The 17,268-nt window shown below is 33.7% G+C and carries 15 protein-coding genes; 6 read left to right on the top strand and 9 right to left on the bottom strand.

The window, feature by feature from the left end:
• Positions 1-4: 4 nt before the first annotated feature.
• Both HM982_RS14025 and HM982_RS14020 read right to left on the bottom strand, forming a co-directional pair.
• Positions 5-1,441, bottom strand: coding sequence for a circularly permuted type 2 ATP-grasp protein (locus tag HM982_RS14025; RefSeq protein WP_179353876.1), 1,437 nt, complete (start codon positions 1,439-1,441; stop codon positions 5-7).
• A gap of 444 nt (positions 1,442-1,885) precedes the next feature.
• Positions 1,886-2,980, bottom strand: coding sequence for an alkene reductase (locus tag HM982_RS14020; protein ID WP_179353875.1), 1,095 nt, complete (start codon positions 2,978-2,980; stop codon positions 1,886-1,888).
• Positions 2,981-3,397: 417 nt separating this feature from the next.
• Here HM982_RS14020 and HM982_RS14015 point away from each other — a divergent pair, with 417 nt between their 5' ends.
• The 3 genes from HM982_RS14015 (at position 3,398) to HM982_RS14005 (ending at position 6,665) form a co-directional block, all read left to right on the top strand.
• Complete coding sequence (locus HM982_RS14015; RefSeq protein ID WP_179353874.1) at positions 3,398-5,539, top strand: FUSC family membrane protein; 2,142 nt, start codon at positions 3,398-3,400, stop codon at positions 5,537-5,539.
• A 107-nt stretch (positions 5,540-5,646) separates the two neighbouring features.
• Positions 5,647-5,937, top strand: coding sequence for a hypothetical protein (locus HM982_RS14010; RefSeq protein WP_179353873.1), 291 nt, complete (start codon positions 5,647-5,649; stop codon positions 5,935-5,937).
• A gap of 206 nt (positions 5,938-6,143) precedes the next feature.
• Entirely contained in the window at positions 6,144-6,665 is a 522-nt protein-coding gene (locus HM982_RS14005; RefSeq protein WP_179353872.1) for a 5' nucleotidase, NT5C type, read from the top strand.
• 409 nt (positions 6,666-7,074) lie between these two features.
• Here the strand turns inward: HM982_RS14005 and HM982_RS14000 are convergent, their stop codons facing one another.
• Together HM982_RS14000 and HM982_RS13995 are read right to left on the bottom strand one after the other, a co-directional pair.
• Positions 7,075-9,570, bottom strand: coding sequence for an ABC transporter permease (locus tag HM982_RS14000; protein WP_179354077.1), 2,496 nt, complete (start codon positions 9,568-9,570; stop codon positions 7,075-7,077).
• Between the two features lie 49 nt (positions 9,571-9,619).
• Complete coding sequence (locus HM982_RS13995) at positions 9,620-10,309, bottom strand: ABC transporter ATP-binding protein (RefSeq protein WP_179353871.1); 690 nt, start codon at positions 10,307-10,309, stop codon at positions 9,620-9,622.
• Between the two features lie 35 nt (positions 10,310-10,344).
• On the opposite strand from HM982_RS13995, the gene HM982_RS13990 reads away from it, so the two are divergent.
• Both HM982_RS13990 and HM982_RS13985 read left to right on the top strand, forming a co-directional pair.
• Positions 10,345-11,088 carry an arylesterase gene (locus HM982_RS13990; protein ID WP_179353870.1) on the top strand — a complete coding sequence of 248 codons (744 nt, stop codon included), beginning with the start codon at positions 10,345-10,347 and terminating at the stop codon, positions 11,086-11,088.
• 380 nt (positions 11,089-11,468) lie between these two features.
• The gene (locus HM982_RS13985) at positions 11,469-12,398 is read left to right on the top strand and encodes a DUF302 domain-containing protein (RefSeq protein WP_179353869.1); all 930 of its coding nucleotides are present in this window, start codon (positions 11,469-11,471) and stop codon (positions 12,396-12,398) included.
• Positions 12,399-12,520: 122 nt separating this feature from the next.
• Here the strand turns inward: HM982_RS13985 and HM982_RS13980 are convergent, their stop codons facing one another.
• The 3 genes from HM982_RS13980 to HM982_RS13970 all read right to left on the bottom strand — a co-directional run bounded on the left by HM982_RS13980 (position 12,521) and on the right by HM982_RS13970 (position 15,679).
• A complete protein-coding gene (locus tag HM982_RS13980) occupies positions 12,521-13,831 on the bottom strand; it encodes a DEAD/DEAH box helicase (protein ID WP_179354076.1) in 1,311 nt (436 codons plus the stop codon).
• 14 nt (positions 13,832-13,845) lie between these two features.
• Complete coding sequence (locus HM982_RS13975) at positions 13,846-15,192, bottom strand: DEAD/DEAH box helicase (protein ID WP_179353868.1); 1,347 nt, start codon at positions 15,190-15,192, stop codon at positions 13,846-13,848.
• 235 nt (positions 15,193-15,427) lie between these two features.
• Positions 15,428-15,679, bottom strand: coding sequence for a cold-shock protein (locus HM982_RS13970; RefSeq protein WP_179353867.1), 252 nt, complete (start codon positions 15,677-15,679; stop codon positions 15,428-15,430).
• A 180-nt stretch (positions 15,680-15,859) separates the two neighbouring features.
• Here HM982_RS13970 and HM982_RS13965 point away from each other — a divergent pair, with 180 nt between their 5' ends.
• On the top strand, positions 15,860-16,429 hold the full coding sequence (locus tag HM982_RS13965; RefSeq protein WP_179353866.1) for a Crp/Fnr family transcriptional regulator: 570 nt from the start codon (positions 15,860-15,862) through the stop codon (positions 16,427-16,429).
• Positions 16,430-16,458: 29 nt separating this feature from the next.
• Here the strand turns inward: HM982_RS13965 and HM982_RS13960 are convergent, their stop codons facing one another.
• On the bottom strand, positions 16,459-16,872 hold the full coding sequence (locus tag HM982_RS13960; RefSeq protein WP_179353865.1) for a type II toxin-antitoxin system VapC family toxin: 414 nt from the start codon (positions 16,870-16,872) through the stop codon (positions 16,459-16,461).
• Complete coding sequence (locus HM982_RS13955) at positions 16,869-17,114, bottom strand: DUF6364 family protein (protein WP_179353864.1); 246 nt, start codon at positions 17,112-17,114, stop codon at positions 16,869-16,871. The genes HM982_RS13960 and HM982_RS13955 overlap by 4 nt, the downstream gene beginning before the upstream one ends.
• Between the last annotated feature and the right edge of the window lie 154 nt (positions 17,115-17,268).

Genomic DNA, 17,268 nt, shown 5'->3' with positions numbered 1-17,268 from the left:
TATTTTAACTGTTTAATACCCAAGTATCTTTACTACCTCCTCCTTGAGAAGAATTAACAACTATAGATCCCTTTTCTAATGCCACGCGTGTTAAGGCACCTGGAATGATTTTTATGTCATCTCCGTAAAGCGCATATGGCCTTAAATCTACATGACGTCCCTCGATAGTATTGTCTGCAATAGTTGGTACACGCGATAAGTTAACCATGGGTTGGGCAATGTAATTTCTAGGATTCTTTTTAATTTTGGTGATGAACTCTTCTTGTTCTTTTTTAGTTGATTTAGGACCAATAAGCATCCCATAACCACCTGAGGCGTCGGTTTGTTTAACAACTAATTTATGAATGTTTTCAATGACATATTTACAATCGTCATTCTCATCACAGATATAGGTTTTTACATTAGGTAAAATCATATCCTCTCCTAAATAATACTTTATAATTCTTGGGATATAGGCATAAACAGCTTTATCATCTACAACACCTGTACCTGGTGCATTTACTAATACAACATTCCCTTTGAGATAAGCTCTAAATAAACCAGGTGTTCCCAATAAGGATTGTTTATTAAATACTTCTGGATCTATAAAATCATCGTCTACACGTCGGTAGATAACATCCACACGTTGCAAGCCATTAGTAGTAATCATGTACACGATGTCGTTTTTAACTACTAAATCGCGTCCTTCTACTAATTCAGCTCCCATTTGCTGTGCCAAATAGGAATGTTCAAAATAAGCTGAATTGTACGTTCCAGGTGTGAGAACTGCTACGGTTGGATTTTCTATATCAGAAAGTGACTCTAAAGTATCTCTTAAAATATGCGTGTAATTATAAACGGGCTTAACATCTAACTTCTCAAACAACTCAGGAAACGTGCGTTTTAAAATCTCTCTGTTTTCTAACATATAAGAAACACCGGAAGGACATCTTAAATTATCTTCAAGAACATAATACTGACCATCACCACCTTTAATTAAGTCAGAACCTGTAATATGACACCAGATATCTCTGGGAGGTTTAAAACCTTCTAACTCTTTTAAATAGGAGACGCTAGAAAAAATCATTTCCTTAGGAATAATCTTATCCTTTATCACCTTTTGGTCGTTGTAAATATCTTGAATAAATAGGTTTAAGGCTTTAATACGCTGTTGTAAGCCTTTTTCTAAATAATTCCATTCCTTATTATTAATAATTCTAGGAATAATATCTAAATGGAGAATCCGCTCTACACCTTGGTTGTCGTTGTAAACATTAAAAGTCATTCCTAACGAGAGCTGTGCTCTATCGGTAGCGTGTTGAAGCTGATTTAACTTCCTTAGACTCATTTTTTCAAGCCGTTCTAAAAACAGTTTATAATTGGGTCTTACAACATTGTTTTCATCGAACATTTCATCATAAAACCCCTTAGAATCATAAGCGGAGAAATCTAGTTTTGGCATAAGCGTTTAAAGTATCTAGTACAATTTTAAAAACGCCTTATAAATAAAAAACCAAGCTTTATAACTCAGATAACACTTACAGACGAATTGGATTAATAAAAAAAATAAAATGATAATCTATTACGAGTCATTGCATTCAAACAAAGTACGAAAAATATTTTTTAGATTCTAATCCCTCTATTAACTTTACGATTAAGACAATTTAACAGGAAAATTAATACTAAAATAAAAATTTAATATTCCTTAAACTGAGATATCTTAAATAACTATTTGGTGTTAAAAAAGCATATTCATCATTGTTTCATTGATGAAGTCTCCTAAAAGTAGCACTAAACGACATTATTTTTCATAAAAAACAAAGATTTTGTTAATCCCATACCGCATAAAAAAAGCATTACAAAAACGATAAGTTAAGTAATGCTCCTATTTTTTATGTAGTTTGATTTATTTTGAGGCAAACGGATAATCTGTATAGCCTTTTTTTCCTGTTGTGTAAAAGGTGTCCTCGTCCCAATCGGCTAATTCTAAGCCATTTTCAAAACGCTCTACTAAATCGGGATTAGAAATGTACAATTTTCCATAAGCAACTAAATCGGCATCACCATTAGCAAGAATTTTATTCCCTTTTTCTCGATCAAAACCACTATTAATCATTAAAGTGCCATTATACAACGGACGAAAATGCTTCGCTATGTCAGTCACTGCGAATGGCACCTCACTAACATCGGTAAACGGTTCTGATAAATGAACATAAGCTAAATTATAATCATTTAGTTTTTTAATTATATATTCAAACGTCGGAATCGTGTCTTCATCTACCGTAATTCCAAAGATACCATGCGCCGATGGATTAAAACGAACACCTACCTTTTCTTGAGGTATAACTTCTTTGATAGCATCTAAAACTTCAAAGAAAAAACGTGCCCTGTTTTCTATACGTCCACCATAATCATCTGTTCTATGATTAGAACAACCATTAAAAAACTGCTGAAATAAATAACCGTTAGACGAATGGATTTCTACACCATCAAATCCTGCTTCAACAGCATTAATAGCAGCATTCTGAAAATCTTTAACCGTTTGTTTAATATCTTCAATAGTCATTGCTTTTGGTGTCACCGTTTCCTTAAAACCAGAAGGTGTAAAAGATTGCGCTTTGGGATTGATTGCTGAAGCAGAAACTGGTAATGCACCATCATGAAAATCAGGATGTGAAATCCGACCCACATGCCATAGCTGAATAAAGATTTTACCGCCTTTATCGTGTACACGATTAGTAACCATTTTCCAGCCCTCTACCTGTGCTTTAGAGTGAATACCTGGGGTATTAATATAACCAACAGCTTGCTGAGATACTTGAGAGCCTTCGGTAATAATTAAGCCTGCTGAAGCACGCTGTTCGTAATATCTGCCCTGTAAGTCGTCGGTCGCTACTTTAGCTTTGTTATCAGCACGACTACGTGTCATAGGTGCCATTACAACACGATTATTTAAGCTAATATTTTTATGATATGGTGTTAATAAATGTTGTGTACTCATGTCTTTTAGTTTTTATATTAAAATTACAACTTTCCAACTGTATATACATTGATTTAGATCAATTAGCATAGGTTTAACGTTTAGATTACTTTCCTAAAACCATTAGTTTTTTTTAACAGTAGTAGAACTTCAGGTTTAAAAACACTCACAATAGTTTAATTAATTCATCAGTAGCATCAATCAAAGACAATTCTAATACAATCTCCTTTTTTATAGGTCTTATATTATATCTGGTTTTTAATCAAATTCACAAGAGTCAGTACAAATTTTAACATAATTAGCAATTCCTGAGTGAGCTGAATTTCACAATCATAATTTTTAGATTTATCCTTATAAAAACGTACGTTTTTACGATACATATAAGCACGATTCCTTAATTTTACAATTAACTGTAATCCTATTAGCTACTTTTTTAAAATGAAGCCATTCTCTTCTTATTTAAAACAAATTCCATGGTTTGCTTCATATAAATCCACAGTTTTAAGCAACCCTAATAGAATCTTAGCAATTAAAGGCGCTTTTGTAATTGGCGCACTTATCATAATTATGGTTAGCTTGGGTTATCCATTTTTTGCAGTTTCCTTAGGTTTGGGAGCACTTGCTGGTGCACTTTCGGAAACAGACGATCATCCCAAAGGGCGTTTAAAATCTATGGCATTAAAGGTGGTTAGTTTTGCTATTGCTAGTTTTTCTGTAGAATTATTACAACCCTACCCTATAATTTTAGGACTTGGTTTAGCCTTATCTGCTATTGTATTTATTTTAATTGGTGGTGTTAGCGAACGGTTTAGAGGTGTGACTTTTGGTGCCTTATTAGTTGGCATCTATACGATGGTAGGGACTCATATAAGTCCTAATTGGTACATACAACCTATTCTACTTACCTCAGGAGCTTTTATTTATGGCGCTTTTTCATATGTATTATTGCGGATTAAACCTTATAGTTTATTAGAAGAGCAAATTGCCAGAGGATTCTTTGCGCTTTCTTTATATTTAGATGAAAAATCAAAACTGTTCCCAAGTACTAAAGCTGAGGAAAAAGAGATCAGAACTAAATTAGCGCTATTAAATGTACAAACAGTTGAAGCCTTAGATCGTTGTAAAGAGGTTTTAAATAGCTACGGTGAATCCTTAAGAGACCAAACGCCATTAAAACCATACCTTTATTATTTTATGGTGTTACAAAGCCTACACGAGCGTGCGACATCGAGTCACGAACGCTATGATTTACTAAGTACCAATCCATCTAACAGCAATTTAATTGGTGGTATTCGTCAATTATTACACGAGCTATCTACCGCCACACATAGATTTGGAAAAAGCTTACTAACTGGAATACCATACAAACATCCAACGGCTGCAGATTGGCTTCTCGATGCCGTTTCAAATTCTGTAAAAAACAGTAAAATACCACCTTCACTTTCTATAAGGTTATTAATTAGAAATCTAACACAATCGCATAAAACGCTAAAAAACATCTATGCTAATTACGATATTATAGTATTACCAAAGCTAGAAAAAGATACGCGAAGTTATTTTGAACGATTTAAAATTCAACTTAACATAAATCACCCTAAGATGCGCTATGCGTTAAAGTTAAGCTTATCTTTTATTATTTCTTATACGGTATATAAATACTTTGAAATTGAAAAAGGCGAATGGATCATTCTCACTGTTTTGCTAGTCTTACAACCAAGCTATAGCGAAACAAGAAAATTCCTTTTTCAAAGAATTCTAGGGACATTGGTTGGGGTTGTTTTTGGCATTATCATCATTAAATTATTTACCTTCTACGGACAAATAGCATTGATGATTACTTCGGCTTATCTGTTTTTCATTTGGATGAAACGCAAATATTCAATCAGTGTTATCTTCGTTACCTTTTTTGTGATGTGTGCGTTTAACATCATAGCTAATGAAGGTGTTAATGTAATGGGGCCACGGTTATTAGACACCTTAATTGGTGCTTTGATATTATTTATAGTCGTCCGTTTTTTATGGCCCAATTGGCAATATAAAAAATTACCGAATTTATTAAGTGAAGCAATTTTAAAAAACACAGGCTACCTAAAAGTCATTTTATACGAATATGAAAACCCCGTAACCGACGATTTAGAGTACAGAATAGCCCGACGAGAAGCACACAGAGCAGACAATGCATTAGTTAAAGCTTGGCAAAACATGCAATTAGACCCACAGAAACATCAAAAGCTGAAAACTACAGCCTTTAGATTAACATACCTCAATCACGCTTTATTATCTTATTTATCTGCTCTTGCAGCACATAGAAACCAACACAATCAGCAACCTTTAAACCTGTTTAATTTTGAGACTCACATCTTAAAAACTCTAGATCATGCTTTCGATTGGTTAACGATTAAAAACAATAGTGAAATCAGTAATATTGAAGATGACTTAGAGGAAATTCGCCAATTACTCAATACCAAAAAAGAAGAGGAAATCCGAATAGAATATACGCTTTTATACAATATCACAGAAGTTACCCAACGGATACTAAAACAGGCTAAGCTATTTAAGTTAGCTGAAGGCAATAGTTAATCAGCACTAACATTGCAGTTATTAAACGCATCAAGGTTTTAAGGTTTTAAGTCAATCGTGACCTAAGGTATTTTTTAAATTTGAATGAATATTAAAAAACAACCTTTATGAAAAGCGAAGACAACAAGAAGTATAATCCAGAGATTACAAAAGAAGACAAAAATATTTTAGGTGACAAATCTGATAATCTAAGACAAGATAATGGCGATGATGAAATTCTTAAAAAGCGAGAAAATGAGCCCGATTTTGCTGCTGAAAATCTAGATATTCCAGGGGGACGTGGGGCAAGGCCAATAACTAACGACAGACATTCTGATGAAGAAAACCGTCACCATAGTTTAGGTAGTGACCATAATGAAAATCTAGAATTAGATATTGAAAATACAGATGATAAATAATTGTAGAAGCGCTGTTATAACAGCAATTAAATCAATATTTTACACATCCCTTTATGCTCATTTCTAAGAGATTATTGCAAAGAACACAAGCAATTCTTAAGAAATGAGCTAAAGGTTTTTTACAGCTAAACATTAAATAAATATTAAATTACCCTTGCCTATTTGTAGTAAAGGGCCATTATTCAGACCTTAGTAAAAAAATTGCAATGACTATATTTGTAGACATGGACGATGTCCTAGCAGACACCTACGGCAAACACATCGAACTCTATAACAAAGAACACCAACAAGCATTATCAATAGCTAATATCACGCAAGGAGAAGCTTGGGAGAATGTTCCGGATATCCATAGAGCAAGCATACTTCAACAAGCCTATGAACCCGGTTTTTTCAGAGAATTAAAACCTATTAAGGATGCTATTCAAGTGATGGAAGCACTATATGCTAAACATGAAGTTTATATCGCTACAGCAGCTACTCAATTTCCAAATTCCTTAAAAGAAAAAAGCGACTGGTTATCAGAACATATGCCTTTTATCAACTGGCAACACCAAATTATGTGTGGCCATAAGTTTATTTTAAACGGAGATTTATTAATAGATGACCGAATCTATAATTTAGAAAAATTTGAAGGTGATACGCTCTTGTTTAATTCACCTCATAATTCTAACGATTCTGGCTATACAAGAGTCGCAACTTGGTTAGAAATCGCAGAACGTTTACTTTAAAATAACAGTAAAAACTTTTAGAACAGCTATAGAACTGATCTGTAGCTCCTTCGGGTATGCTTCGGGTTAGCTATCGAAAATACTTAGGTTAAAAACTTCTAAGTGCGTAGCCATTTCATTATGAGCAATTAAGTGTCTAAAATCAATCATTTCCTTTTTTCTGATTCTTCCTCCAAATAAAATAAAAGATAATAATTAATAAAGGCAGCACAATAAATACAATCACATCAAATGCGCTAGTAAAATCAAGTGTACTATTACTCCCTGGATTAGGTGTACCGGTCGGAATTTGTAACATTAAAGGATAAAGGTTATTTAACATATTTATCTATTAAAAAGGTTCACCATCAATTTACAAAATTATAAGCATAACCCATTATAAAATAATCTTAAATATCAATAGCTAAATTTAGCCTTCTCGACGCAAAACTTCTAGAGGCGAACTTCTTAACACCGTTTGAATATTGCTCAACCCTATACCCATAACTAGTAAAGTAATTCCTGGTAAAAACACCAAAAACGGAATTAACGAGGGGACAAAAGGCTCTTTAAACACCAATAAGGCCAAACATAAACTACTAATTAACGCCAGCAAAATCCCGACTAAACTGCCCAATAACCCTAAAAACAAATATTCAAAAGCTGAAATTTTTAAAATCTGAGTGTTTTTTGCACCAAGTGTTCTTAACAATACACTTTCTTTAATCCGTTGGTATTTACTTGTGCGTACCGAACCGATTAACACAATAATACCTGTAACAATACTAAAGAATGCCATAAAATTAATCACCCAAGAGACCTTATCTAAAATATCCTCTACAAGTGTATAGACTTGTCTTAAATCAATAATAGAAACATTAGGGAATTCAGCAACCAAATGGCGCTGTAAAGCAGCAGAGCTAGCTTCATCTTTTACAGTAGTAGACACCACACTAAACTGCGGAGCTTGTTCTAACACTCCCTTAGGAAATAGAACTGTAAAATTAGGTTGCAATTGCCCCCAATCTACTTGTCGTATACTCCCAACAGTAGTTTCCATAAGCACGCCTTTCACATTAAACGTCACTTCATCGCCTACAGTTAATTTAGTATCTTCAGCAAGGTTATCTGAAAGCGAAATGATAATTGGACCACCTTTCTGTATGCTTGGTACCCACTCGCCTTCTATTATTTCTTCAGAATCTATTAACGCATTACGATACGTCGCTCTAAATTCATGGTTTAAAGTCCATCCACGTATTTCTCGTGTAGAATCTTGACGGATATCATTAACCAAGCGGTCTTTCATTTTATGCATACGCATGGTCACAATAGGAATATTATCTACAATAGGCAAACCTCTTGCTATAATACTTTTCTCAAGTGCTTCACGCTGTTCAGTTTGCACATCAAGAATAATTATATTAGCACTTTCGGCACCTTTGTCGATTTCAGTTTTAGCCAATAAAATATCTTTAGTAAAATACAAAGTGCTAATCAAAAATGTTCCTAAACCTATAGCGACCACTAAAACAACAGTTTGATTGTTGGGCCTAAATAAATTCAACAGACTTTGTCGTGCTGTAAATCCCCATCGTTTAGGAAAATAACGTCTAATTGCTTTAACACTTAGTATTGCAATACCTGCTAAGACCGCAAATGTTACGAGTGTAGCTGCCACAAAACCTAAAGCATACACCATATCATTTAGCAACCAAAACGAAAACAGCAGTAGAAATATCAAAATGGCAGCATACACCATAAGACGCACTTTTAAAGGTTCTTCAGAAGCTTGTTCGTCGACGCGCAACACTTCTAACGGGGAAACATACCACGTTCTAAGTAAGGGAAGCAGTGCAAATAAAACCGACATAAATAAGCCAAGAAAAACACCAATAAGCAAGGGTTGAACTGAAATTGAAATTTCTACTTTAAATGGTAGGAACTCCTGAAGTAAATAAGGAAATAGCGTTTGCAAACCAACCCCAATCAACGCCCCTATTAAACCGCCAACAATACCGATACCTGCAATTTGAATAAGAAAAATATAAAAACTTTGCCGCCTTGAAGCACCCATACATTTTAAAACTGCAATAGCTCTCAGTTTTTCTTTAATATAAATATGTACTGAACTCGCAATACCAACACAACCTAACAATAAAGCAATAAAAGCTGCTAAATTTAAAAACTTACCGACATTATTATAGCGTTTTCCTAAACGACGACTTGTACTGGTATGCGTGTCTAAATCGGCTTTTTCTTCTTCCAGCATAGGCTGAATAGCCTTTTCAAATTGTGTAAGATTTAACGTATCTGAAGTCTTATAAAAGAATTGATATTCCTTACGGCTTCCAAATTGCAAGAGTCCTGTTTGCTCTATAAATCGTTTCGGAATTACAATTGGAGGTGCCACTGATGTTGAAATCGCCGTACTACCAGGAATCGCTTTTAGCGCTCCAGCTATAGGTAATGTTAATGCGCCAATTTTAATAGAATCGCCTGGTTTCACATCAAATTGAAGCATTAAAGTCGCATCAACTAATGCTCCACCTGATGCCTGGTAATCAACTGAAGCTGAAGTAGGTTGTGTGTCAATTTTTCCATAAAATGGAAATCCACCTTCAAGCCCTCTCACTTTCACTAATTTAGTGCCCCCATTTTTAGGGAAAGCTATCATAGAGACAAAGTTTATCTCTGAAGCATTTGGCTGTAACGAGTCAATAATTACTTGCGCACGTTCAGTAGGTTCTTGTTTAGTATCAATGATAAAATCGGCCCCCATTAAGGCCTTAGACTGTAGTTGAATATTATCCTTAAGATTGGCACTAAATAGCTGAATTGATACAACGGCTGCAATACCTAATATAATAGAAGCCATAAATAATAACAAGCGTACACTGCTTGCTTTGGCATCGCGCCATGCCATTTTAAAGAGCCATTTTGTAGTATGATTCATAAAGTATTTTTGAGGGGATTCAAAGTACTTCCGTACGTTCGTTGGTTAAAATATGACCACCTTTTAGTCTTAGGATTTGCTGTGTTCGGTTAGCCAAATCTAAATCGTGCGTTATAATAACTAAAGTGGTACCCGCTTCTTTATTTAATTCAAATAAAAGCTGAATAACTTTCTCTCCCGTTTCTTCATCTAAGTTCCCCGTAGGTTCATCTGCAAATAAAATAGAAGGCGCATTAGCAAAGGCTCTAGCTAAAGCTACCCGCTGTTGTTCACCACCAGATAATTGCGACGGATAATGATCATAGCGTTTTCCTAAACCTACTTTTTCTAATAAAGCTTTACTAGTCGCAACAGCATTTTTGGCCCCTTGTAATTCTAAAGGAACACTTACGTTCTCAAGAGCTGTTAGCGTAGGTAATAGTTGAAAATTTTGAAAAATAAATCCGACTTCTTTATTTCGTAATTGTGCACGTTGGTCCTGATTTAATTCGTTTAAATCTTTACCACAAAGCTCAACTGTTCCAGAATTAGGTTCGTCTAAACCCGCACAAAGGCCTAATAAAGTGGTTTTTCCACTACCTGAAGGACCAACAATAGAAAAGGTTTGTCCTTTTTCTACATCAAACGAAATATCTTGTAATACCGTTAATTGTTTGTTACCGCTAGAATAAGTCTTTTCTAGACCACTTATCTTTAATATCTTTGGCATATTAATTTTTAATTTATAAGACACTTATGTCGAATATGTCGAAGGCTGAAAATAATCATTTGCATTTAATCTCACCAATTCTATCCGCTTCTAAACTCATAAAGTTTTGTTATTTTATAATGGCTTTCTTATTTGTAGCTTGTGGTAATAGTAATTCTGAAAAGAAAGCGACCGAAACACAAACAGAACAACAAGAAGCGACTTCAGAAGTTACTGAAACCACGACTAAAACTATTTTGTGTTTTGGTGATAGTATAACTGCAGGTTATGGCTTAGATGATAAAGAAGACGCTTATCCTGGTATTTTACAGCAAAAAATAGATTCTTTAGACTTAAATTATACCGTCGTTAACTCAGGAGTCAGTGGCGAAACAACCGCCGGTGGAAAAAGTAGAATTGACTGGATTTTAAATCAGAATATAGATATTTTCATATTAGAACTAGGCGCTAATGATGGTTTACGTGGGGTTAACCTTGTTGAAACGACCATTAACCTTCAGGCTATTATAGATGCCGTAAAAGCTAAAAGTCCAGAAACAACTATCATTCTTGCTGGTATGCAGTTACCACCGAATATGGGTCTAGATTACACTAGAGACTTCAAACAAATTTTCATGAATCTCGCTGAAAAGAACAATTTAGAATTCATTCCGTTTATTTTAGAGGATGTCGGCGGAATTGCTGAACTGAATCAAAGTGATGGCATTCACCCTACCGAAGAGGGTCATAAAATTGTGGCCAATACAGTATGGGAAACTTTGAAGCCTTTAGTAAAGTAGGAAGCTTGCTATTAGAATCTAGAGCTTAGACATAAATGCTAAATATACATAGACGACTTAAATTTTTAGGGTGTTATGATATACGTTATAATTTGAATTGTATTTTAGGTCTAAAACCTGTTTAAATATATTACAACCACCTACAAATTTTCAATTGGTTTTAAAATAGCACAAACTAAAGCTTATTTCTTTTCTTAATTACAGTAACCTACCTATTACATATTATCTGTATTAACACTTTTAATACACTCGTATTTAATTCGGCTATTATACATTTAATGAATAAAGTCAACATTAAAAGCTATAGCGCTAATTGAACTGTCTTAACGTTTTATATTAGGTGGTATATAAAGATAAACCCCAATAAAAACGAAAAAGATATGCAAACATTAAAATTTACATCAATCTTATTTGGCACGCTGTTATTATTTTCAGCTTGTAAAGATGACGATAATAATATTCAAAACCCTGTTAATAATTCCCCAGAAACTCAAGGTATTGGTTACGTTGAAACAGATGCATCACCTTCTAGTGTGTATGACGCTATTATCTCAACTTTAAATGCCAACGAAAACATTGGTATTATTGCTGAAGTTGATCATACTGCAAATGCTCAAAATACAGACTTATCATTAGATTTTACACGTACTGTATATTTTGGAAATCCTGCATTAGGAACGCCAGTTATGCAAAATAATATTGAAGCCGGATTAGATTTACCACAACGAATCACCGTATACATTGACGAAGATGGCGACACTGTGGTTAGTTACAATGCTGTAGATTACATAATTAACAGGCATAATTTAGGTGATGTTTCAACTACAGAAACAATTACTAATGCGCTTGCAAGTATTGTTAATTCAGCCACAGAAGAAGATGCCATATTAAATACAGCTAGCATACCACAAAGTAATGGTGTTATTTCGGTTGCCAGCGACAATGACTTCAACACAACATATAATTCAATAATAGAAACCTTAAATGGATTAGAACCTGTAAGTATAATTGCAGAATTAGACCATCAAGCAAACGCACAAAGTGTTTCAATGGAATTGATGCCGGCCAAATTAATCATTTTTGGAAACCCAGCTTTAGGAACACCTTTAATGTCCGAATCAAAAAGTACAGCTTTAGATTTACCACAAAAAATGCTGGTATATGAAGATAGCAACGGAGATGTTTATATCCTCTATAACGACCCTTTCTATATTGCCGAAAGACACGATGTTGATGATAATGATGAATCGCTTGAAATGATTTCTCAAGCCTTAGAAAACATATCAAATTCTGGTGCTACTGCTGAATAAAAAAAGATGTTTTACCAAATCCCTCAGTTTGGTAAGCATTATAAAAAAAGCTTATAAATATTTCATTTATAAGCTTTTTGCTTTTATACTATTCTGAGTTATATTCTACACTCAACATATCATTAAACAACATAAACCCTAACCTTCTTCTTTTTCAAGCGTACATTATTAAGTTTAGCTACTAAGTCTTCTGCAATATTTACTGGAACCGACACAAATGCACAATCTTGTTTCAATTCAATAATCCCCAATTGATCTTTGTTGATATGGCCTTGTTTAAAGAAGAGTCCAGCGATATCACCTTTCGATATTTTGTCTTTTCGACCACCAGAAATAAAAAGTGTTTCCCAATACGTTGGTTTTTTAGTGGCTTGTGTAGAAATATCAGCAACTTCGTTAACCTCCATAAATTCAGGAAGCAATTGGTCTTTCCATTTTAAAACATAAGCCGTTCCTTTGGCAGAAACTCGTGCCGTACGACCATTTCTATGAATAAATTCTTCTTTATGAATCGGTAATTCATAATGAATAATAAAGGCCATTTCAGGCACATCAATACCTCTAGCAGCCAAATCGGTGGCAATCAATAACGGATAAGTACCATTTCTGAACTTTATAAGCGCGCGTTCGCGGTCTTTTTGCTCCATGCCGCCATTAAAACACCCATGCGCAATACGATGTTTGCGAAGAAAATCACTAACTGTTTGGATGCTATCTTTTAAATTACAAAAAATAATCCCTTGTTGATTTCCTAAATGATTCAACAGTTCTAACAACGTGGTCAGTTTACTTTTATCTGGTGATATCACTAATTTAATGGCCAATTTTGACACTTTAGTCCCTAAATAATCGATAACCGTTGGTTGTTTCATACCAACAAAGTCAGGGATTTCAACACCTTGAGTTGCGGAAGTTAAAATACGTTTATTGAGTGCCGTTAAATCTTTGATAATGCCACGCATTTCATATTCAAAACCAACCTCTAAAGATTTGTCAAATTCATCTAAAACCAAGGTTTTAATGGAATCCATATTAACGCGTTCATTGGAAAAATGATCATCAATACGACCAGGTGTGCCTATTAAAATAGCTGGGGCATGTTTTAAATCAATCTTATCTTTAGAAACTGCTCTACCGCCATAAACGGCATTTACTTTGTAACCCGAACCCATAGACCGAATAACTTGCTCAATCTGAATTGCTAATTCACGAGAAGGTACTAAAATTAGAGCTTGAATAGCTTCACATTCAGGATCAAGACTATCAATTAATGGCAAAGCAAAGGCAAGCGTTTTTCCTGTTCCTGTTGGAGAAAGCAGAATTGTATTTTGAGTGTTCGGAATGGTTTGCAAAGCCTCTTCTTGCATAGGATTTAATGCCGAAATTTTTAGCTTTTCGAGAATTTCTGCTTGTGTTTTTACCGGTTCTTCCATCATTGTTTCGTTACTTATTTCTTTTTCTTCTTCTTTGGTTTTGAAGTTTCCGATTTTAGAGCATTACTTTGTGTTTTTGCTAAATAATTAGCGAGAATCTTATCGACTAGTTCTTCTTTTGTTAAGTGATGAAAAATGGTTTTAATTTTCGATTTAAAATCTTCGTCAACATCACGATTAGGCTTTGTTTTAAAAATTTTTCTTGCCCATAACAACGCATTATTCTCTTCGATACTTTGGGTGTCAGCCTTTTTTACTTCATTAAAAGTAATTCCTAATTCATCTTCAAAATCATCAATATCTATAACTTCTTCCTCTTGCAATACTGTTAAAGACAAACCCTTTGCTCCTGCTCTAGCTGTTCTACCACTTCGATGCACATAAGCTTCATAGGTATCAGGTAAATGGTAATTCACCACATAAGTAATATCCTTAACATCAATACCACGAGCTGCTAAATCGGTGGCCACCAAAATTGAAATATGACCTTCTTTAAATTGGCCCATAATACGGTCTCTGATGCCTTGAGATAAACTACCATGAAGCGCCCCAGAAGAGAATTTATTAATCGCTAAATTCTTAGCCAGTTTATTTACTGCCGCTTTCGTTTTACAGAAAATAATACCACGTTGCCCTTCTTTAGAATTCAAGAAATGCATTAGAACTTCTAATTTTTCAATTGGTTCTACGACCACAAATTGATGTTCGATACCTTGATGGCCAACCGTTGTCATATCTGCCTCCACCTGAACCACATGTTTAGACATATAGTTCTGCACCAGTTGTTTTATGGCGCCAGATAAGGTTGCTGTAAACAAAAAGGTACGTCTCGTTTTGGGAATTGCCTTAATAATAAGGTCTAAATCCGTTTTTAGAGCGCTTACCATTTCGTCAGCTTCATCTAAAACTAAGTATTTAAGCGCTTTAATATCTAGAGCACCACGATTTACTAAATCAACCAAACGCCCTGGTGTTGCCACGACAATATGTGTTGTTTCAGATAAACGTTCTATTTGTGGTTTTATGGGAATCCCACCAAAAGTTGCAGCGATAGAAATTTCAGGCTGGTATTTGGAAAATGCTAATAAATTTTGATGAATTTGTTGTCCTAACTCACGCGTAGGTGCTAAAATTATAGCTTGAACGTTTGTAGCTTCAGTATCGATTAATTGTAATAGTGGTAAACCGAAAGCCGCTGTTTTTCCGGTTCCTGTTTTAGCTAAAGCTACAACATCATCTTTTTGTTGCAAAATAACAGGAATAGCTTTTTGTTGAATATCTGTAGGGACTGAAATATTTAAATCAGCTAAACTCTTTAAGCTGTTTTCGTTAATTCCTAATGCGGAAAAATGCTTGGACATAAAAAATAATTTTTACAAAGGTAAGGATACTGTATTTGGTAAAGGGAAAATAAAATGCATTCCTAAATCGTGAGGCAACTCATACAGCTAATGTGTAGTTTACCTTAAATAGAAATGGAATTATAAAATAATAGTTTGATAAGTGGTATGGCGGAAAACTACAGCGTTATTGGTCTTAAAAGTTTTAACAGCAGTCTACAGCTATAGTGTATCGGGTTGTAATATGTAATACTGCTTATTTCTTTTTTATCACACGTACATTCGTTGCAATTGGTCCTTTATCACTTTTTTCAACATTAAAAGATACTTTGTTTTTATCTCTAATCTTATCGATAAGGTTAGTTGAATGTACAAAAATCTCTTGATCAGAGTCGTTGAGGATAATAAATCCGAAACCTTTTTTAGCATTAAAGAATTTTACAGTGCCTTCTTTGGTTTCACTTTCCTTAGTAGTGTTAAATAATTTATTTATAAAATTTTTAATCATTGGTTCTTTTTCTTATTAATGCCGGCAAAATAGCAACACGTCTATTATTTATGATACAAAAGTAAGATAAATAATGCACTTGCTCAAAGTGAAATTAAGAAGTTGTTTTATAGAATATTTTATTTTTAGGTATGAATGAATCTGTATATTTGTTTTAACTAATGATTAGCATCAATAATATTGGAACAAATAAAAGACCACTTAGACCAAATTGCTACGATTTCTCAGTCGGATTGGGAGTTCTTTATATCGAAATTACAACGTCGTGTTATAAAAAAGAAAGCTATTTTTGTGAAAGTTAATGAGATAGAGAATCATATTTCTTTTATAGAGTCTGGTGTGGTACGTTTATTTATTCCAAAAGATAATCCAGATAAAGAAATCACCTTCGGATTTAGTTTTAAAGACCAATTTGTAAGTGCTTATGATTCGTTTTTAACCCAAACACCTTCGGCTTATCAGTTACAAGCGCTAACAGAAACAACCATTTTAAGTATAACTTACAATGACTTACAAGATGTTTACAAAACTACTCAAATTGGAAATCTTATTGGTAGACTTACCGCAGAACGTCTTTTTTTATTAAAATCTAAGCGCGAACAGAACCTGTTAAATCTTACCGCAGAAGAACGCTATTTAAAATTATTTAAAGAGCGTCCCGAACTTTTAAAAGTAATTCCTTTAAAATATATCAGTTCTTATATTGGGATTACAGCACAGGCTTTGAGCAGAATTCGAAAACGTGTTTAATAATTTATAGATTAAATTAATCAGTAATATTAGCTTCGAGCTAAAAATTCCTTTGCACTTAAAACAGGAATTTTCGAATTTTTAAAGTCTTTTTTATTCCTTGTTATTATGACATCAATTTGATTCTCTAATGCAGAGTAATATTGAAGTCCATCTTCAAAATCAAGAAAATTGTCGTCACCCAATGCTAATTCCGTTATTTTATCATCTAAACTTAATACTTCTACAAGAACCTTAAACTTTCTTAATATTTCTCTTGCTTCTTTTGCCGTTTTTAATTTTGACAGAATATAGTTCGTATTTGCAAATGTTAACGATGAAATAGCTAAGACCAATTCTTTTTTATCTGCTCTAGAAAACAAATTTGCTGCTTCATCATAGAACTTTTCCCTTTTTGAAAGTAAATCTATGACGATATTTGTGTCAATTAATAACCTACTCATTTGTATTTTTCTATTAAATAATCTGAATAGGCTTCTTTTACGTCAAGATCTTTATCTAGTGATATTACACCACTTAAACTTTCTACTAAAGGTGTTATTTTCGTTGAATCTCTTTTTTGCTTAGTAAGTGTTGCTAAATAAGATTCTATTAGTTTAGACAAGCTGACATTATTAGATTTTGCATATTTTTTTGCCTTTTCTATAATTGTATTATCTAAACTTAATGTAAGTTTTTTGTCCATAACAACTTATTTTACGTACAAATTTAATAAATTATTACGTATTATTGATGGGTCGTCATTTTTTATTTGCAAATAAATCTAAACAAGATATATGTTTAAGTTGATGAAACAATAAGAAGAGTTTCAATTTAGACTTTAGCCCATTTAATTAATT

The organism is Winogradskyella vidalii, from assembly GCF_013403955.1.
Classification (GTDB): Bacteria; Bacteroidota; Bacteroidia; order Flavobacteriales; family Flavobacteriaceae; genus Winogradskyella; species Winogradskyella vidalii.
Note: the sequence above shows the minus strand (reverse complement) of the source record. Positions and strands in the feature narration are given on the sequence as shown.